The organism is Sphingopyxis sp. (assembly GCF_016793825.1).
Lineage (GTDB): Bacteria > Pseudomonadota > Alphaproteobacteria > Sphingomonadales > Sphingomonadaceae > Sphingopyxis.
The window spans coordinates 1-19,082 of record NZ_JAEULM010000010.1; the positions used below are offsets into that span (position 1 = coordinate 1).

The 19,082-nt window shown below is 63.4% G+C and carries 16 protein-coding genes; 14 read left to right on the forward strand and 2 right to left on the reverse strand.

Annotated elements, in window-relative coordinates; translation table 11 throughout:
• The first annotated feature begins 46 nt into the window (after positions 1-46).
• The 7 genes from copD to JNM03_RS02055 all read left to right on the forward strand — a co-directional run bounded on the left by copD (position 47) and on the right by JNM03_RS02055 (position 7,890).
• Positions 47-1,015, forward strand: coding sequence for a copper homeostasis membrane protein CopD (gene copD, locus JNM03_RS02025; RefSeq protein ID WP_003046408.1), 969 nt, complete (start codon positions 47-49; stop codon positions 1,013-1,015).
• 32 nt (positions 1,016-1,047) lie between these two features.
• The gene (locus tag JNM03_RS02030) at positions 1,048-1,737 is read left to right on the forward strand and encodes an AraC family transcriptional regulator (protein WP_003046411.1); all 690 of its coding nucleotides are present in this window, start codon (positions 1,048-1,050) and stop codon (positions 1,735-1,737) included.
• Positions 1,738-1,874: 137 nt separating this feature from the next.
• The gene (locus JNM03_RS02035; RefSeq protein WP_003046415.1) at positions 1,875-2,552 is read left to right on the forward strand and encodes a class I SAM-dependent methyltransferase; all 678 of its coding nucleotides are present in this window, start codon (positions 1,875-1,877) and stop codon (positions 2,550-2,552) included.
• 166 nt (positions 2,553-2,718) lie between these two features.
• Entirely contained in the window at positions 2,719-5,040 is a 2,322-nt protein-coding gene (locus JNM03_RS02040; RefSeq protein ID WP_039578973.1) for a heavy metal translocating P-type ATPase, read from the forward strand.
• 52 nt (positions 5,041-5,092) lie between these two features.
• Positions 5,093-5,569, forward strand: coding sequence for a nuclear transport factor 2 family protein (locus JNM03_RS02045; RefSeq protein WP_037553291.1), 477 nt, complete (start codon positions 5,093-5,095; stop codon positions 5,567-5,569).
• Positions 5,570-5,833: 264 nt separating this feature from the next.
• A complete protein-coding gene (locus tag JNM03_RS02050; RefSeq protein WP_223181176.1) occupies positions 5,834-6,427 on the forward strand; it encodes a cytochrome c in 594 nt (197 codons plus the stop codon).
• 185 nt (positions 6,428-6,612) lie between these two features.
• A complete protein-coding gene (locus JNM03_RS02055) occupies positions 6,613-7,890 on the forward strand; it encodes a hypothetical protein (protein WP_011542709.1) in 1,278 nt (425 codons plus the stop codon).
• Between the two features lie 307 nt (positions 7,891-8,197).
• On the opposite strand, the gene JNM03_RS02060 is transcribed toward JNM03_RS02055, so the two are convergent.
• Together JNM03_RS02060 and JNM03_RS02065 are read right to left on the reverse strand one after the other, a co-directional pair.
• Positions 8,198-10,312, reverse strand: a complete 2,115-nt coding sequence (locus tag JNM03_RS02060; protein ID WP_058455286.1) for a TonB-dependent receptor — start codon at positions 10,310-10,312, stop codon at positions 8,198-8,200.
• 646 nt (positions 10,313-10,958) lie between these two features.
• On the reverse strand, positions 10,959-11,357 hold the full coding sequence (locus tag JNM03_RS02065) for a MerR family transcriptional regulator (protein ID WP_039578962.1): 399 nt from the start codon (positions 11,355-11,357) through the stop codon (positions 10,959-10,961).
• A gap of 80 nt (positions 11,358-11,437) precedes the next feature.
• Here JNM03_RS02065 and JNM03_RS02070 point away from each other — a divergent pair, with 80 nt between their 5' ends.
• The 7 genes from JNM03_RS02070 to JNM03_RS02100 all read left to right on the forward strand — a co-directional run bounded on the left by JNM03_RS02070 (position 11,438) and on the right by JNM03_RS02100 (position 19,067).
• Entirely contained in the window at positions 11,438-12,259 is an 822-nt protein-coding gene (locus JNM03_RS02070; RefSeq protein WP_294033990.1) for a MauE/DoxX family redox-associated membrane protein, read from the forward strand.
• Positions 12,260-12,361: 102 nt separating this feature from the next.
• Positions 12,362-12,724 (forward strand): hypothetical protein, encoded by a 363-nt coding sequence (locus tag JNM03_RS02075; protein WP_039578959.1) that lies wholly within the window; start codon positions 12,362-12,364, stop codon positions 12,722-12,724.
• Between the two features lies 1 nt (position 12,725).
• A complete protein-coding gene (locus JNM03_RS02080; RefSeq protein WP_231732868.1) occupies positions 12,726-13,055 on the forward strand; it encodes a hypothetical protein in 330 nt (109 codons plus the stop codon).
• Positions 13,056-13,121: 66 nt separating this feature from the next.
• Positions 13,122-14,348: a TolC family protein gene (locus JNM03_RS02085; protein ID WP_294033995.1), complete on the forward strand. Its 1,227-nt coding sequence runs from the start codon at positions 13,122-13,124 to the stop codon at positions 14,346-14,348.
• Positions 14,345-15,571 carry an efflux RND transporter periplasmic adaptor subunit gene (locus JNM03_RS02090; RefSeq protein WP_039578955.1) on the forward strand — a complete coding sequence of 409 codons (1,227 nt, stop codon included), beginning with the start codon at positions 14,345-14,347 and terminating at the stop codon, positions 15,569-15,571. The genes JNM03_RS02085 and JNM03_RS02090 overlap by 4 nt, the downstream gene beginning before the upstream one ends.
• Complete coding sequence (locus JNM03_RS02095) at positions 15,568-18,702, forward strand: efflux RND transporter permease subunit (RefSeq protein ID WP_294033996.1); 3,135 nt, start codon at positions 15,568-15,570, stop codon at positions 18,700-18,702. The genes JNM03_RS02090 and JNM03_RS02095 overlap by 4 nt, the downstream gene beginning before the upstream one ends.
• Complete coding sequence (locus JNM03_RS02100; protein ID WP_003046451.1) at positions 18,699-19,067, forward strand: copper-binding protein; 369 nt, start codon at positions 18,699-18,701, stop codon at positions 19,065-19,067. The genes JNM03_RS02095 and JNM03_RS02100 overlap by 4 nt, the downstream gene beginning before the upstream one ends.
• Positions 19,068-19,082: the final 15 nt, after the last annotated feature.

Below are 19,082 nucleotides of genomic sequence, written 5' to 3' on the forward strand. Positions count from 1 at the left end.
CCACCGCATGGGCAGCGAATTCAGCTTCACCGTAAAGTAAAAGACGGTGGGGGACCCCGTTCTGATCGGCATCAGGTTCGCACTTTATGCGGACCTGATGCTCATCGCCGGCCTTGCTGCGTTCCCGCTTTTTGCGCTGACACGGAGCGAACGCCTTGCGCCGCAGTCGATGATGGCCTCGATCTGGCGCGCAGAGCGATGGCTCTGCGCCGCCGGACTGCTTCTCTCCATCTTGGGGATGGGCGTGCTCGCGGCTTCGATGCAGGGTGTGGGGCTCCTCTCCCTGGAACTCCAGCCTTTTTGGGACCTTGTTCGCGAGACCGAGGTCGGCACAGCCTGGGTCTACCGGAGCGCAGCGCTGCTGCTCGCGCTGGGAGTCGCGATCTGGATGGTCCGCTGGCCGACAACTTCGGCCGCCGTACTCGCGGCCGCGGGCTCGGTGGCCGTCGCGAGTCTGGTCTGGTCCGGCCACGCCGGCGCGACCGAAGGCGCCGCAGGCACCGTGCACCGGATCAGCGACATCTTGCACCTGATTGCAGCGGCGGTCTGGATCGGCGCGATCGGCGCCTTCCTGATCCTGATCTCACCACGTCGTGTCCGCGAATGGCCGGGCGGACTCCAAATTGCGGCGCGGAGCCTCGATCAATTCTCGCGCGTCGGTACGATCTGCGTCCTCGTCATCGCCGCCACCGGCCTCGTCAACAGCCAGATGATCGTCGGCGCCGAGAATCTCGGCCGTTCCCTCGGCTCGCCCTATGGACAATTGCTTCTCGCCAAGCTTGCGCTGTTCGGACTGATGCTGGCGCTCGCGGCGGCGAACCGCTGGCGGCTGACCCCGGCGCTCGCGGCCGCCGTCCCGGGGACCGATACCGACAATGTCGACGCCGACCCCGACCTCGCGATTGCAGCCATGCGCAGAAGCCTCATCATCGAAGCGTCGGCCGCGCTCGCCATACTCGCGCTGGTTGCCTGGTTCGGTACGCTCGAACCCTTCGTCACCGCCGATCCGGTTTGACCCCAAGCACCGCCTCTTGGTCGGGTTCGATCATGCTCGGGACCGGCTGGGCGCTCATTGACGCGCGCATCGGGAGCAGCCGTCCCCATAACCATGTGGCGCACCAGATCAGCCTCGCCATCGAACGCGACCTCGAAATTTCCGGTGATGCCGACCTGATAGTTCCCGCCGGACACGCCATTGCGATAGCGTCGCATGTCCGGCACCGCCTCGGGCCGCCGGGCGCCCTCGTGCGGTCATTTTATCTCGACCCGCTTTTTCGTGCCGGCACCCGGCTGTCCGCCGGATCGGCGCCTGTCCTGTTGACGCCGATAGAGACAGCCGGACTAGGTGACATCGCAAGCGGCGCGGACGCGAAGCGCTGGGCGTCCGACTATCTCGACCGCTCGCAGGCGCGTCCGGTGGATGCCCGCCTGTCCGAAGTGCTCGCGGCCCCTGACGATTTGTCGACCGCGCGCGCCTTGGCCGACGTCGCCTGCCTTTCGCCCTCGCGCCTCCGCGAAATCGTCAGCCGCGACTTCGGCGTGCCTCCGGCCAAATTGCTGCAATGGCTCCAGCTTCAACGCGCCGTGCGGACGCTGGTCGGCGGCGGAGGTCTTGCCGACGCCGCGGCGGCGGGAGGCTTCGCCGATCAATCGCACTTCACGCGCCGCTGCGCTCAATGGCTAGGCGTGACGCCTTCGGCCGGCCTTAGTGCCTTCGCGTTCGAAATCGTGCCCTGAGCCGGATGCGCCTCGCACCGCGTCGCCCCGGCGAAACATTCAAGACTGCCGCGCCTGTTTGCCCTTAAGCGTCTCGTCGAGACCGGCGATTGCGGCCGCAATCCGGCGGCAAGCCAAAGCGTCGAAAGGAGACGGCCATGCCCGACCCGAAACCCGTAGCAAGATCCTACACGCCAGCGGCAGGATATCACTTCCTGACGCCCTTTTATGATTTCGGCGTCGCGGTGACAACGCGCGAGCGCGTGTGGCGCGACCGTCTCGTTCGCCATATGGCGCTCGGCGAGGGTGACGTCATTCTCGATATCGGCTCGGGTACGGGAAATCTTGCGCTGGCGATCGCTCGCCATAGCCGGGACGTCCGCTATCTTGGTTTCGACCCCGACGAGGCAGCGACGCGAATTGCCCGAACGAAGACCGCGCAGATTGTTCCACCGCCGGAGTTTCGAGTTGGCTTTTTCGCGGCTTCGGCGATCGATGACTGGCCCCCGCCTGCCAAGATTGCGATCTGCCTCGTCCTTCATCAGGTCGGGCTTGAGGAAAAGGCACGTCTGCTACGCGAGGCCCGGCAGGTGCTCGCGCCGGGCGGCAAACTCTATGTTGCCGACTATGGGGAACAGCGCAGCCGCCTCATGCGGTTGTTGTTCCGCCTCACGATCCAGCAGCTCGACGGCGTCCAGGACACCCAGCCCAACGCCGATGGATTGCTCCCGGTGCTGATGAGAGAGGCAGGCTTTTGCGATGTTCGCGAGCTTGAGACGTTCCGCACGCCAACCGGTGCGATCGGGATCATCGAGGCCCGAAAGCCCGGGACCTGACGGCACGGGGCAAAGAAAATCCAAGGGATAACCGCTCTTCTTGCGTATCGATAGAAGCGGCTCCATTCTGGAACCGCCAGGAACGACGCCAACGGCGAACTCGACCGGTGGCGTTTGGACCGCCCCGCCGCGAGGCGGGCATCCGACACATACGGGAGCGGCGGCGATGCACGATCATCAGGGCGCAGAAAAAGGCAGCGGGAGCACGACTGATCCGGTCTGCGGCATGATGGTCGATCCGGCCACCACACCTCATATCGCGACGCATAGCGGCAAGCATCACTATTTCTGCAGCGCAGGCTGCCTCGCCAAATTCGAGGCCGATCCCGATCTTTATGCCGCAAAACGCGAGCCGGCCGCAGCCGATGCACCCGAAGGCGCCATCTGGACCTGCCCGATGCATCCCGAGATCCAGCGCGCCGGCCCCGGAAGCTGCCCGATCTGCGGCATGGCACTCGAGCCCGTCATGCCGACAGCATCGGGCGGCCCCAGCGAAGAATATCGCGATATGCGGCGGCGCTTCTGGATCGGGCTCCTTCTCGCACTCCCGGTGGTTGCGCTCGAAATGGGCGGCCATCTGACAGGCCTTCATCAATTTGTCGGTCGCCAGACGAACAACTGGACCCAGATGTTGCTCGCGACTCCCGTCGTTCTATGGGCGGGCTGGCCCTTCTTCGAGCGCGCGTGGCTCTCAATCCGCAACAAAAGCCTCAACATGTTCACCCTCATCGCGATGGGGACCGGGGTCGCGTGGGGCTACAGCATGATCGCGGCGATCGTCCCCCAAATCTTTCCGGCTGCGTTCCGCGCCGATGATGGCTCGGTCGCGGTCTATTTCGAGGCGGCGGCGGTCATCACGGTGCTGGTGCTACTCGGGCAGGTGCTCGAACTCAGGGCCCGCGAAACGACGAGCGGCGCGATCCGCGCGCTCCTTGACCTCACACCGAAGCTCGCCCGGCGCGTCCGCAGCGATGGAAGCGACGAGGAGGTCGCGCTCGAGGACGTCGCGGTCGGTGACATGCTACGCATCCGTCCGGGCGAAAAAGTCCCCGTCGATGGCATCGTCGTAGAAGGCCGCGGCACGGTCGACGAATCGATGGTCACGGGCGAATCGATGCCGGTGACCAAGGCGGCCGGGGCGGCGCTGGTCGGCGGAACGATCAATCAAACGGGCGGCCTGCTCATGCGCAGCGAGAAGGTCGGGCGCGACACGATGCTCGCGCGAATCGTACAGATGGTCGCCGATGCGCAGCGCAGCCGCGCGCCGATCCAGCGTCTCGCCGATGCCGTTTCGGGCTGGTTCGTGCCCGGCGTCATCGTCGTCGCCATTGCCGCTTTCGTTGTCTGGTCGCTTCTGGGCCCCGTGCCCGCCATGGCCTATGGCCTTATCGCCGCCGTCTCGGTGCTCATCATCGCCTGTCCCTGCGCGCTCGGCCTCGCGACGCCAATGTCCATCATGGTCGGCGTGGGGCGCGGCGCCGAAGTTGGCGTGCTGATCAAAAATGCCGAGGCGCTTGAGCGGATGGAGAAGGTCGACACGCTCGTCGTCGATAAGACCGGGACGCTGACAGAAGGCAGACCCTCGGTCGTCGCCATCGAAGTCGCCGAAGGGTTCGAGGAAAACGACCTCCTCCGGATTGCCGCGAGCCTTGAGCGCAGCAGCGAACATCCATTGGCCGCCGCAATCGTCAAAGCGGCGGAAGACCGCGCCCTCGCGCTCGTCGAGCCATCGGGAGTCGACCAGCCGGTCGGCAAGGGCATCGTCGGGGTCGTCGACGACAAGGCGATCGTCCTCGGCAATGCGAACTTTCTCGAAGAATATGACGTCGATCTGGGCGCACTCGCCGAGGCGGCTGACCGGCTTCGTACAGACGGTGCAACGGCGATCTACATCGCGGTCAGCGGCAAGGCGGCCGGCGTCATCGCCATCGCCGATCCGGTCAAGGAGACGACGGGCGACGCACTCGCGGCGCTGCGCGAAGCCGGAATCAAGGTCATCATGCTAACCGGCGACAATCGCGTCACCGCCGAGGCGATCGCGCGGCGCCTCGGCATCGACGACGTCGAGGCCGATGTCCTCCCCGACCAGAAGAGCGCGGTCGTGCAGCGGCTGCGCGAAGAGGGCCGGATCGTCGCCATGGCCGGCGACGGGGTCAACGACGCCCCCGCGCTCGCCGCCGCCGACGTCGGCATCGCGATGGGCTCGGGAACCGATGTCGCCATCGAAAGCGCGGGTGTGACGCTACTGCGCGGCGACCTTCTGGGCATCGTGCGGGCGCGGCATCTCAGCCATGCGACGATGGCGAACATCCGTCAGAATCTCTTCTTCGCTTTCGCCTATAATGTCGCCGGGATTCCCGTCGCTGCGGGCGTGCTCTATCCGATTTTCGGACTATTGCTCTCGCCGGTCATTGCCGCCGCTGCAATGGCACTCTCGTCCGTCAGCGTCATTGCCAATTCTTTGCGGCTGCGCTTTGCCAGAATCTGATCGAAACCACGGGAGGCACTCGTGAAGTGTCGGCACAACAAGGGGAAATGATATGAGACGACTGACGATTACAGCAATCGCATTGGCCATGCTGGTGGCCGTCCCGGCTCAGGCGACCGAGCCTGCGGATTTTCAGGGCGCGGCGGCAGCGCTCGCGCAGTATAAATCGGCGATGGAGAAACTGGACCTGACCGGCGTCGAGGCCCTCTTTTCGCCAGACGCCCAGATATTCGAATCCGGCGGCGTTGAAGGGAATTTCGCCCACTATCGCGACCATCACCTGGGTCCCGAACTCAAGGAATTCAAATCCTTCACCTTCCGCAATTACAAGATTTCGGTTCGCGGCGAAGGAAATATCGCGATCGCAACCGAGACCTACAGCTTCTCGATTGTGCTCGCGAGCGGCGAGACCATCGAACGGGATGGCGTCGCTACGAGTGTCCTCAAACAGGACAACGGAAAGTGGCAGATCTTCAATCTCCACAGCTCCTCACGCAAGCCGAAGGTGCGACCGGCGGGTGGCAGCTGAGCGGGCAAAAAAGGGGCTAGTCCTCACGATCTCTCCGAACCCACACCTAGCAGGACGCATGAGCCCGAGCGGGTGTGGGCACCCTGAAATGGCTCGTCGCGGCAAGTACGGAAACGCCTGCCTCGTCTGTGACAAGGGCAAAGCTGTTGGGGTGCGTATCATCTGTTGCACAGCCGCCGCATTGCGTTCGGCTGCAAAGCTCAAGGCCTGTTATGCGGGAGATAGATAATGGAGCGATTTCGAACTTTCGATTTCCGAAAGCATATGCCGAGCGTGACGTTCACGCTGCTGGCGGTTGCCCTGATAGCGGGCGCGGGTGCGATCACCGTCTATCTCGGCCTATATAATATAGCGGCCGATGCCCCCCATAACCGGCTGACTTACAGCGTCATCGAAACATTCAGGGAGAAGTCCATCGCAGCGCGATCCGGATCGATCGCGGTGCCGGCAGATTTGGCGGCTCCGGCGCGGATCGCGTCGGGCGCAGGTCTCTATACCGAGATGTGCAGCGGCTGCCATCTCGCGCCCGGGATGGAAAAGACCGAAATGAGTCAAGGGCTGTATCCGCAAGCGCCCGTCTTGTTCAAAGGTTCGGAACGTTCGGCTGCGGAGCAATTCTGGATCATCAAGCATGGCATCAAGATGACCGCCATGCCGGCCTGGGGGAAAACGCATGATGATCGTCTCATCTGGGATATGGTCGCGTTTGTCCGAAAACTCCCTGGCCTGTCGCCGGCACAATATCAGGCTATTACGCAGAATGCGCCAATGGACCATGACGCGATGATGAAGGGCATGACAGAGGCGGAAGGCGCGAGTCAGAAACCAAGCGGAGCGGGCGAACACGCAGGGCACTGAGGTCGTCGACAATTATGCAGCGCCGGGCGTGAACGGGCTCGTTTCGACCTTCCATTCCCGCCCACCTTGCCGGTGGGACGGAAGGTTTCGCCTTTCGCTAAGGGCCGGATCGAGCGAACTGTCTTGGCCGGCAAGCCGCAGGTGGAAAACAGCAATTCGGAATGGATCAAGCGGGGGCTATAAACATGAAGCGCGATCTTGTTCGCGAACTGATCGAGCGCTGGCGCGGCGATTCCGGCTCGACCTATCAAAGCTGGTTCCTGTGGGAGGAACGACTGAAGAATTTTCGGTCGATCAGAAGAGGCATCTCGCAGGTCGTCGCCGAAATTGAGGCCGGCACCTTCGGAGCGGCATATCGGGGCTCGTCATTGGAGATCATTGTTCATTCAATCGCCGAGCAACGACAGATTTTCAAAGGTGCGGATCATGCTTTCTTGTGGAAGCCCAAACTCCGAATCCCGGACATCTACGAGAACGCCGACAATCAACGAGCTTTTGGCAGACTTCTTCACCATTGCTCCTGTTGCGATACCGCCGAGGAGGTCGTCGCCGGGATCCTCGCAATCGACAGACAGAAGATCAAGGGGTTGGGTCCTGCGGTAGCCAACATTCTCTATTTTCTGCATCCCACCCTTGTGCCTCCGTTCAATACGGCAATCGTAAAGGGCTACAACGCGCTGACGGGTGCGAATGTGAAGCTTGGCAGCTGGGAGCATTTTCTCGCGATGCGCGCGGGCATTCTGGATCTCAACGATTGCTACCGGGATCTTCTCTCCAACGATTTGGGCGCGATAGGAGGGCTGCTGTTCGATATCGGATCGGGACGGTTTCCAGCCCCACCGCTCAGCGGTTCGAGCGAAAATGCTCGCGATTGGATGGCCTTGCTGAATGAAACGCGCTCACAGTCCGACAAGTTCGATAAGGGGCTTGCAAATCAGAAAGAGAGCGACCGGACGCATAGCGAAGTCCAATCCTGGCTTCGGGACCTCGGCCTTGCACTTGGATATGACGTCTGGGTAGCGGCAAATGACCGGGGGCGCCTTCATGAGGGTGTACCGCTCGGGTCTCGATGCCTCGATAGCTTGCCGCATGCCATCGCAACCGCTCAAGGAAGCGATGCCATAAGACTGATCGACATCTTATGGCTCGAGCAATCGACGGCTACGGTCGCGGCGGCATTCGAAGTCGAGCATTCGACATCCATTTATTCCGGAATTGTCCGCATGCTTGATCTCGCGCTGAGCAGCGAGAATCTTCATTTGTCGACGCCACTTTTCCTGGTTGCACCCGATGCGCGAGAAGCCGATGTCCGCGCTCAGCTCCGACGCCCGGCTTTCAGCCGGATCGGTGATCTCGACATTTCCTACCTGCCCTACGCCGAGCTCGAACAGAACAGGGTCGCCATTGCCCGCTTCGGTACGGGCCTGAAGGCGATCAAGGCGATCTCCCATCCATTGCCGTGAGGCAGCCGACGACGCGTAGGCCTCCGAAAGCAGTTGGTCTTTGCATCCTCGCGGCGTCACAGGGAAAGCCGGGCATCGAAATCGCGCGCGCTACCGACGTTCAGGATGGGACTAGCCCGTATCTGTTCGTGCCATCTTACTGTCCGGCTCATCGTGCCATCAGCAGGGCCGTTCAAGTAACGGCGCCGGTGAGAACAGGGACATATCATGTCCTGCGTTCAGAGGAAGTATTCCCCCCGGGCGCAAGCGCCCAGGGGGACCGACGACCGTAGGGGAGTCGCCGGGGGACCTCGCAGGACGAGGAACCTCAGAAAAAGTAGCGCAGCTGCAATCCGTACTGGCGCGGCTCGCCGTAGATGTAGAGCGGAAGAGTAGGGTTCGAGACACCCGTCGCGTCCGTCCCGATCGTACTATAGCTCACATAGCGCTCGTTGGTGAGATTTCGGCCATAAAGCGCAATTTCCCACGCTTCGCTCGCCGGCTGCCATGCGACACGCCCATTTATAAGGGTCGTGGCGTTTCCGGAAAAAAGCGGATTGTTGCTGGGCTTGAAAAAGATGCTGTCGCGCCAGGAGATATCGGTCCGTAATGTCAGCATTCCGCCGCCCAGGGAGGCCTTATATTCTCCGCCGAGAGTGATGTTCCACTTCGGCGCGTTCGGCAGCCGCTTGCCCTTGAGGCTTGCGCCGACGTCGTCAAAATAGACATCGTAGCGCGCATCGAGATAAGCGATCGTGGATGTAAGCGTCAGGCGATCGAACGGCCGTGCCATCAGTTCCGCTTCAACGCCCTTGATCGTCGCCTTGCCGGCGTTGGTGGTACTGGCAACGCCATTATTATACTCGACCACCTGAAGATTGGTGTAATCATAATAGAAGGCCGAAAAATTAGCTCGAAGCCGGCGATCGAGGAGCGTCGACTTCAAGCCGACTTCGTAGCTCCAGACATACTCCGGGAGGAAAGGCCGCCCGTCTCCCAGCTGGAATCCACCCGATTTGAACCCGCGGGTTGCCGACGCATAAGCCATGACGTCATCGGCAAGGTCGTAATCGATCCCAATTTTCGGAGTCCAGGCGGTCCAGGATGATTTGGGCTGACCGGCATCGACCTGATTTCCGTTCAGCAGGACACGATATCCGAAATCCTTTTTTTCGTATGAGTATCGAAGCCCTCCGGTCAATCGCAGGCGGTCGATGAGTTCGTAGCTTGCTTGTCCGAAGAGCGCGAATGCATTCGTCGTATTGTTTTCCGGGATCGCGAGCCGACGACCCGGTTCGATGATCCGTATTTCGTCGTTGCCCTTTTCATTCAGATAGAATGCTCCGACGATCCAGCGCAGCTTGTCCGCATCGTTGTTGAGAAGTTGGAACTCTTGCGTGAAACTGCGGGAACGTTCGTAAAATTCGATATCGCGGAGGAAGAGGTCAGTCGAGTCAACGTCGAGCGCCTGGACGACCTTGCTCTTGCGCAGCGCCGTAATCGAGCGGAGCGTGACCGGGCCGCCGTCCCAGTTCATGGTCGAGGACACGCCCCAGGCATCGACATCGTAACGCGGCAGGCGGTCGAGTGCGGCCTCTTTGTCATTGGCCGGGATCGTCGCCCCCGCATCGACGAAGCCTTGCGGATAAAAGGGCCGAACAGACCGCGCGCCGGTCTCGCGATCACGGCTGGCATCCGCCCGCAACACGATCTCAAGACGGTCGCTCGCGTCAATCGCAAGCGTCAGTCGTCCAGCGAGATTATCTTCGTTTTGGTATCGCCGTCCCGAGACGACGTCGCGGTAGATGCCGTCGCGCTGGTTGGCAAGCAAGGTGAGGCGGCCTCGGACGCCCGCTCCAAGCGGTCCAGAAATCGTGCCGCTCAGCGAGCGCTTCTCGTAATTTCCGACGGTGAGTCCCAGCGCGCCAGTCAAATCCTCCGTAGGCATTTTGGAAATGATGTTGAGTGTGCCGCCGGCGGAGTTGCGACCGAAGAGAACGCCTTGCGGTCCGCGCAGCACCTCGATGCGTTCGACGTCGAACAAATCCTGATAGCTTGTGGTCGGGCGCGAGATGTAGACGCCGTCATAATGGACTGTCGTGCTGGGGTCGGTCGCAACGCCGAACGCCGAGGTGCCAATTCCACGAATATTGATGATCGCCATGGAATCGTTGGTGATCGACACGCCCGGCACAAAAAATTGGAGGTCTTCGACGTTTGATATGCCCGTTGCCGTAAGCGCCTCGCCGGTCATCGCTGTCACCGAGACGGGAACGGACTGCAGATTTTCCTCGCGCTTCTCCGCCGTTACGATGATCTCGGCGAGGCCGTCCGACTGGGCTTCCTGAGCCTGCGCGGGAAACGCGACCGCCACCGCAATCGCCGCCATCGAGCTTCGCTGCATTGCGCGCTTCGTCGACGAATAACAGTATAATTTGTTCATTATGCTTCCCCTGTTTCGAAGAACTGCCCTTTCGCGCAGCCCAAATGAGTTTCGGGGAAGTCGAGGACAAAAACATGCATGCCCGGAAACCGCTGCTTACGGCTTCCGGGTTCAAGCACCCAACATCCCCTACTGACATTGATTACGCACCAGAACGACTCATCCCTCAAAAATGGTTCGGGCGACGTAAAACCATCGGAATTGGGCTCCCCGATTTGTTCAGATCGCCAGGATGAAGTTGATCCGGAACGCCCAAAGGCTCCTACCTTCATCCAGAAGCGGCGCTTTTCGCTTCTGCCCCTCGTCGGAGCCTTGGTCGGCGCCGTGCACGTGACGCAATCGCTCGCTTGACCCTATGGTCAGGTCTTCCCCGTGGAAGCCTATTTGTTCGCTCTGATGCCGGTCCTAGCCGCGGAGATTCGATGGCGCCTGACCCAGGCACTTCGGACGGCCGTCGCAACTCCGGACGCGGCAGCGGCGAGACACTGCGGCTGCGATCCGCGCTAGCCTTCAGCTCGATGTCGCAGCCGGAGTTACCATCCCATCGCTTGTAGCCGGGATGCTGGAACCATTTGCGACCGATTGACACCAGTTTGAGGGAGGTGAGACGGGCCGTCAGCACCATCCGCCCCCAAGACCAGTCGGGCTAGATCTGCTCGAACGCCGCTATGATCGGGCAGTGGAGCGTGTCGGCGGCAGCGCATTGGCGCGACAGGCCCATGAGCGCGCGCCGCGCCACATCGAGTTCGGCGATCGTCTTTTCGATCGCCGCGATGCGCGCGTCGGCCAGTTCGCGCGCTCGCGCGCGATCGCTCGACGCGTCGAGTTCGAGCAGTTCGGCGATCTCGGTGAGCGTAAATCCCGCTGCCTGTGCCGATTTGATGAAGCGCAGACGGCGCAGAACCGCCTCGTCGTAACGCCGGACTCGGCCTTCCGACGGGGCGCTGGCCGACTGAGGCGGAACGGGCAACAGGCCGCGGCGTTGGTAATAGCGGATCGTCTCGACATTGACGCCGCCCTGCCGGGCAAGCTGGCCGATGGTCATGTCACGCAAGGCCTTGACTCCGTACTATGGTACGGAGCCTATATAGCGGGAAGCGATCGGGAATCAAGAAAGGCGAATCGATGAATATGCAGGTTCAGCGCGCGAACGAAAGCGCGCCAGCGCACACTGGTGCGGCGGTTTCGGGCAAGCCGCGGGCGACCATCTATCGCATGGTGATGGAGCAGCATATCTGCCCCTATGGCCTGAAGGCGCTGCATCTGTTGCGCAGCCGCGGCTACGACGTCGAGGATGTCTGGCTGACGACCCGCGAGGAAACCGACGCCTTCAAGGCGAAGCATAGCGTCGCGACGACGCCGCAGACCTTCATCGAAGGCGAGCGGATCGGCGGTCACGATGATCTGAGGCGCCATCTCGGTCTGAAAGTCCGCGATCCAAAGGCGCTAACCTATAAGCCCGTCATCGCGCTCTTCTCTATCACCGCGCTGATGGCGCTGGCCGTCAGCCAGGCGGTGTCGGGCACGCCCTTCACGATCCGTACCGCCGAATGGTTTATCGGGTTCAGCATGGCGTTGCTTGCCTTCCTCAAGCTCCGCGACATCGAGAGCTTCTCGAGCATGTTCCTGAACTATGACCTGCTCGCCAAACGCTGGGTGCCCTATGCCACCCTCTATCCTTTTGCCGAAGCACTGGCCGGCATTTTGATGATTTCGGGAGCGCTAAGCTGGATTTCGATTCCGGTGGCGCTGTTCATCGGGATCATCGGCGCCGTGTCGGTGTTCAAGGCGGTGTATATCGACAAGCGCGAACTCAAATGCGCCTGCGTCGGCGGCGACAGCAATGTGCCGCTGGGTTTCATCTCACTGACCGAAAATCTGATGATGATCGCCATGGCGCTGTGGATGCTGGTCGCGCCCGTCGCCATGACGATGGGCCATTTTTAACGGGTCTGGCGTAACCGCGAGGGGATAGCCGGCGAACAAGTGAGCGGTATCTCTACCCCGGTTTAGATTGACGCCAAGTTTGACAAGGATCATGCTTCGACCGTGAAACGCTGGCTCACCTTTCTACTTCTTGTCGGAGCCGTACTCGGCCTTCTGGCGCAGGAGGCCGCATTTGCCGCTGCGCCCGCGCTCCCGTCGGCCGAGACGGCGTCCGCGGCGGCGATGAGCGACGAATGCGCGGAGATGATGGGGATTGAAAAATCCCAGAAGAGCGCTCCGTGCCAAGGCCTCACGCTCGACTGCATCGCGAAGATGGGCTGCGCGCTCCCGCCCGCCGTCGTCTCTCCGGCTATCCCCCTTGCCGAAAAGACATTTGTCGCCGGCTCCTTCGATCCGCTTCCTGTCCGGCGGCTCGCCGGAAGAACATTCGGCCCCGAACCCGACCCGCCCCTATTTCTTGCCTGAATTGCCGACGCGCACCGGCTCGTCCCGGCGCGCGGTTTCACGCTTTTCAATCAAGGAATTCAACATGAAACCGTTTTTTGCCGTTGCCGCGCTCGCGGCAGCAACGCTTGCCGCTCCCGTCCTCGCCCAAGAACCGTCCGGCGGCCATCATGAATGGCAGACCCGCCAGGTGCCAGGGCCGAACAAGTCCAATACCACCTCGCGAGTCCGCGTCTGGGTCAAGGACAAGCCGGGACAGATGGCGCATTGCGACTGCGACATGATGAAGGTGAGTCCGGCGGACTGCATGAAGAATATGTCCGGCGACCAAAGGATGCCCCCGCAAGGGTAACGGTCTTTCTTCCCCGGCGTACAGACGCCGGGGAGGCTTTCGCCCAGTCCACAGCAGGGGGACATCATGCGCCCATATTTTACGGCAGCCTTGCTTGCGCTGCCCTCGGCTCTTCACGCCGAGCCGATGACGCTCGATTCGGCGCTCAGCCGAGCAGCATCGGAGGCACCCGAACTGCAAAGCCGCGAAGCGGGCGTCGACGCCGCCCAATCGGCGGCGATCGCCGCCGACCGGCTGCCCGACCCGAAACTCAATATCGTCCTCCAGGATTTCCCGGTGACCGGACCCGACGCGGGCCGGTTCAATCGCGACGATTTCACGATGCAGGTCATCGGCGTCAGCCAGGATTTTCCGAACCCCGCCAAACGCCGCGCGCGCGCGACCCGCGCGCAGGCCGACATTGGAATCGCCCGCGCCGACGAAGCGGTCACCGCGCAGGACATCAGGCTCGCGACCGCGCTCGCCTGGGTCGATCTCTATTATGCCAAGAAGGAGCTGAAGGAACTCGACCTGCTCGATAGCGGCCTCGAGGACCTTCAATCGACCGTGACGGCGCGGCTTGCCAGCGGTGCGGCGCGCCCGGCGCAGGCGCTCGAACCCGATCAGCTTCGCGCCGCGATCAACGATCGCCGCAGCGCGCTCGCCGCCGAGATCGCCCGCGCCCGCGCGCAGCTCGCCCGCTTCACCGGCGACCCCGCCGCCGACACGCTCGGCGACTTGCCGCCGCAGTCGATCGACGAACAAGGATTGCGCGCCGGCATCGACGCCCTGCCAAAGCTCAGAGCACTCGATGCCCGCGCCCTCGCGGCCGACGCCGAAACCGGTCTCGCACGCGCCGACAAGCGGCCCGACTGGAGCGTTAATGCGGCCTATGGCCGGCGCGAACCCGCTTATGGCGATCTCGTCACGGTTGGGGTTACCGTCGACCTGCCCTTTTTCTCGAAGAAGCGGCAGGACCCGAAGATTGCCGCGCGCGCCAGCGAAGCGACGCGCGCGCGGCTCGACCGCGAGGCCGCCAAGCGCGATATCGCGGCGGCGCTCGACGCCGATCTCGCCGATCACCGCATGCATCATGAACAGCTCGGCAATGCGCGCACGCGGCTGGTGCCGCTCGCGAAGAAGCGCGCCGAACTCGATCTTGCCAGTTACGCCGCCGGAAAGCTCGACCTCGGGACCGCGCTGCTGTCGACGCTCGCGCTGGCCGAGGCCGAAGTCGATGCGCTCGCGCGCGAAGCCGAGGTCGCGCGCGACGCGATCCGGATCAATTATATCTATGGGGAGGCAGGTCGATGACCGATGCAACATCAGCGGCGCGCTGGCGCGTCGCAATCCTGGCCACGGTGCTGATCGCGGGCGGCGGCGGTTATTGGTTGGGACAGAGCGGCAAGAGCGATGCACCAACCGAGACGGCAAGCGGCGGGCGCAAGATCCTCTACTATTATGATCCGATGTTCCCGAACCAGAAGTTCGACAAGCCCGGCAAGTCGCCCTTCATGGACATGCAGCTCGAGCCCAAATATGCCGACGAGGGTGGCGGCGCGGCGCCCGGCGTGTCGATTGACCCGTCGGCGCGTCAGAGCCTCGGCATAAGAGTGGTCGCGGCCGAAATGGGGAGCCTTGCCGCAACCTTCGACGTCAATGGCAGTGTGGATTTCAACCAGCGCGATGTCGCGATCGTCCAGGCGCGCTCGGGCGGCTTCGTCGAACGCGTCTATCGCCTCGCGCCTGGCGATGTCATCGGCGCCGGTGCGCCGATCGCCGAATTGCAATTGCCTGAATGGGGCAGCGCCCAGACCGAATATCTGAGCGTCAAGAAGCTCGGCAAACCTGAACTCACGGCGGCCGCGCGGCAGCGGCTGCGGCTGATGGGCATGCCCGAAGGCGTGATCGCCGAGGTCGACCGGAGCGGACGGACCGGCGGCAGACTGACGGTGCGCGCGCCGATCGGCGGCGTGGTCCAGACGCTCAATGCCCGTGCAGGCGTGACTCTCGCCTCGGGGCAGACACTTGCCGAAATCTCGGGACTTGGAACGGTGTGGCTCAATGCCGCGCTCCCCGAAGCGCAGGCCGGACTGGTGAAGATCGGCCAACCTGCCACCGCGAACCTCACCGCCTTTCCCGGCGAGGCTTTTACCGGGCGGGTCGTCGCGATCCTGCCGACCGCAGCGGCGGACAGCCGGACGCTGACAGTGCGCATCGAGCTCGCCAACCGCGGCGGTCGCCTACGCCCCGGCATGTTCGCCGTCGTCGCGCTCGGCGGGGACGCCAAGCCAACGCTGCTGGTGCCAAGCGAAGCGGTGATCCGCACCGGCACGCGCAGCATCGTGATGCTCGAGAAGGGCGACGGACGCTACCATCCCGCCGAAGTGGTCGCCGGACGCGAAGGCGGCGGCAAGACCGAGATATTGCGAGGGCTCGCCCCCGGCGAGAAGGTCGTCGCGTCGGGCCAGTTCCTGCTCGACTCCGAGGCGAGCCTGACCGGTCTCACGGTTCGTCCGCTGGAGCCAGCGCAATGATCGCACGCATTATTCGCGCCTCGGTCGCGGCGCGCGGGCTTGTCGTCGCTTCGGCGCTGATCCTGACCTTGCTCGGGATCGCCGCGGTGCGCACGACTCCGGTCGACGCCCTGCCCGACCTGTCGGACGTCCAGGTCATCGTCCGCACCAGCTATGCGGGACAGGCACCGCGGATCGTCGAGGACCAGGTCACCTATCCGATCACGACGACGATGCTCTCGGTGCCGGGCGCGCGCGTGGTGCGCGGCTACAGCTTCGTCGGCGACAGCTTCGTCTATGTCCTGTTCGACGACGGCACCGATCCCTATTGGGCGCGCAGCCGCGTGCTCGAATATCTGAGCCAGGTGCAAAGCCGTCTCCCCGAGGGCGCGCGCGCGAGCATCGGTCCCGACGCGACCGGGGTCGGGTGGATCTATGAATATGCGCTCGTCGACAAAAGCGGCCGCCACGATCTTGCCGAGCTCCGCAGCCTCCAGGACTGGTTCCTGCGCTTCGAACTGAAGTCAGTGCCGGGCGTCGCCGAGGTCGCGAGCATCGGCGGCATGGTGCGCCAATATCAGATCATCGTCGATCCGCAGAAGCTTGCCGCCTTCGGCGTGACCGCAACCGACGTGGCAGACGCCCTCAAGCGCGCAAACCAGGAAAGCGGCGGCGGCAGCCTCGAACTCGCCGAGGCCGAATATATCGTGCGCGCGGGCGGCTATCTGAAATCGCTCGACGATTTCCGCAGCGTCCCGATCCGCACCGCCGGCGGCGGCATCCCGGTGACGGTCGGCGATGTTGCGACGGTCCAGATCGGCCCCGACACGCGGCGCGGCATCGCCGAACTCAATGGCGAGGGCGAGGTCGCGGGCGGCGTGATCGTCATGCGCGAGGGCAAGAATGCCCGCGAGGTCATCGACGGCGTGCGCGCCAAGCTCGCCGAGCTCAAGCGCAGCCTGCCGCCGGGGGTCGAGATCGTCACCACCTACGACCGTTCGGGGCTGATCGATCGTGCGGTCGACAATCTCACCTCGAAGCTCGTCGAAGAATTCATCATCGTCGGGCTCGTCTGCGCGCTGTTCCTGTGGCACGCCCGGTCGGCGCTGGTCGCCGTCCTGACCCTGCCGCTCGGCATCCTCATCGCCTTCATCGTCATGCGGCTGCAGGGGCTCAACGCCAATATCCTGTCGCTCGGCGGCATCGCGATCGCGGTCGGCGCGATGGTCGATGCGGCGGTGGTGATGATCGAAAATGCCCACAAGCATCTCGAACATTGGGAGCGCGATCATCCGGGCGAGGAATTGAAGGGCGCCGAGCGCTGGCGCGTCATCACCGATGCCGCCGCCGAGGTCGGCCCGGCGCTGTTCCTCAGCCTTCTCATTATCACCTTCTCCTTCTTGCCGATCTTCACGCTCGAAGGCCAGGAAGGGCGGCTCTTCGCGCCGCTCGCCTTCACCAAGACCTATGCGATGGCGGCCGCTGCGATCCTCTCGATCACGCTCATCCCGGTGCTGATGGGCTGGCTGATCCGCGGAAAGATCCCGGCCGAACAGGCCAATCCGGTCAACCGCTGGCTGACCCGCGCCTATCGCCCGGCACTCGACTGGGTGCTCGAACGGCCGAAAAAGGCGCTCCTCATCGCCGGCCTCGTCTTCGCCACCAGCCTCTGGCCGATGACCCAGATCGGCGGCGAGTTCATGCCGCAGATGCATGAGGGCGATCTCCTCTACATGCCCTCAGCGCTTCCCGGCATCTCAGCAGCGCGGGCGTCGAGCCTGCTCCAGCAGACCGATCGGCTGATCAAGACGGTGCCAGAGGTCGAAAGCGTGTTCGGCAAGGCGGGCCGCGCCGACAGCGCCACCGACCCCGCGCCGCTCGAGATGTTCGAGACGACGATCCGCTTCAAGCCGAAGGACCAGTGGCGCCCCGGCATGACCGAGGAGAAATTGATCGAGGAGCTCGACGCGCGGGTCCGGGTCCCTGGGCTCGCCAATTTCTGGATCCCGCCGATCCGCAACCGCATCGACATGCTCGCGACCGGGATCAAAAGCCCGGTCGGCATCAAGGTCGCGGGCTCGGATCTTGCCGAGATCGACCGCACCGCGAAGCGCATCGAGGGCGTAGTCAGGACCGTCCCCGGCGTCGCCTCGGCGCTGGCCGAGCGCCTGACTGGCGGCCGTTATATCGACGTCGACATCGATCGCGCCGCCGCGGGGCGCTATGGTCTCAACGTCGCCGACGTGCAGGCGATCGTCGCGGGCGCGATCGGCGGCGAGACGATCGGCCAGACGGTCGAGGGGCTCGCGCGCTATCCGATCAGCGTCCGCTATCCACGCGAGATGCGCGACAGCATCGGCGAGCTCGCGGCCCTTCCGATCCTGACGCCGTCGCGCCAGCAGATCACGCTCGGGACGGTGGCGAGCGTCAAGGTCAGCGACGGGCCGCCGATGCTGCGCAGCGAGAATGGCCGCCCGGTGACCTGGATCTATGTCGACAGCCGCGGCCGCGATTTGCAGGGTCTGGTGCACGACATCCAGCGGGCGATCGCGCGCGATGTCGAGCTGCCCCCCGGCGTCAGCATCTCCTACACCGGGCAGTTCGAGTTCCTCGTTCGTGCGACCGAGCGGATGAAGGTGGTCGTGCCGGTCACGCTCGCGATCATCTTCATCCTGCTCTACCTCACCTTCCGCCGCTGGGACGAGGCGCTGCTCATCATGGCGACCTTGCCCTTTGCACTCACCGGCGGGCTCTGGCTGCTCTATCTGCTCGGTTACAACCAGTCGGTCGCGAGCGCGGTCGGGTTCATCGCGCTCGCCGGCGTCGCCGCCGAGTTCGGGGTCGTCATGCTCATCTACCTCAAGCATGCGCTCGCCGATCGCGGCGATGGCGACATATTGGCCGCGGTTCGCGAAGGCGCGCTGCTCCGCGTCCGCCCGAAGGCGATGACCGTTGCGGTTATCCTCGCGGGCCTGTTCCCGATCCTCGTCGGGACCGGCACCGGCTCCGAAGTGATGAGCCGCATCGCCGCGCCGATGATCGGCGGCATGCTCACCGCGCCGCTGCTGTCGATGCTTATCATTCCCGCCGCCTATCTGCTGATGCGAAGGCGTGCGGCTCATCCCGTCCAACCCGAAGGAGAAACGACATGAATAAACTCACTGCGATTACGCTCAGCCTTGCGCTCGGCGCTGGACTTGTCGCCTGCGGCAAGCAAGGCGAAGCACCGAAGACGGAAGAAAAGGCCGCGATGGCCGATGACACAGGGACCATGGCGGCCCCGGCCGAAACGAAGCATGGCAAGGGCACGGCGACCGTGACCGCGATCGATACGGCAAAAGGCCAGGTCACGCTCGATCATGGCGCGATCGCCGAACTCGAATGGCCGCCGATGACGATGGGTTTTGCGGCGAAACCCGAGCTGCTGAAGGACATCAAGGTCGGCGACAAGGTCGCGTTCGAGCTCAATTGGGACGGCAAGGCCGGGACGATCACCAAGCTCGACAAGGCGCCGTAACGCGCCGCCATTGCG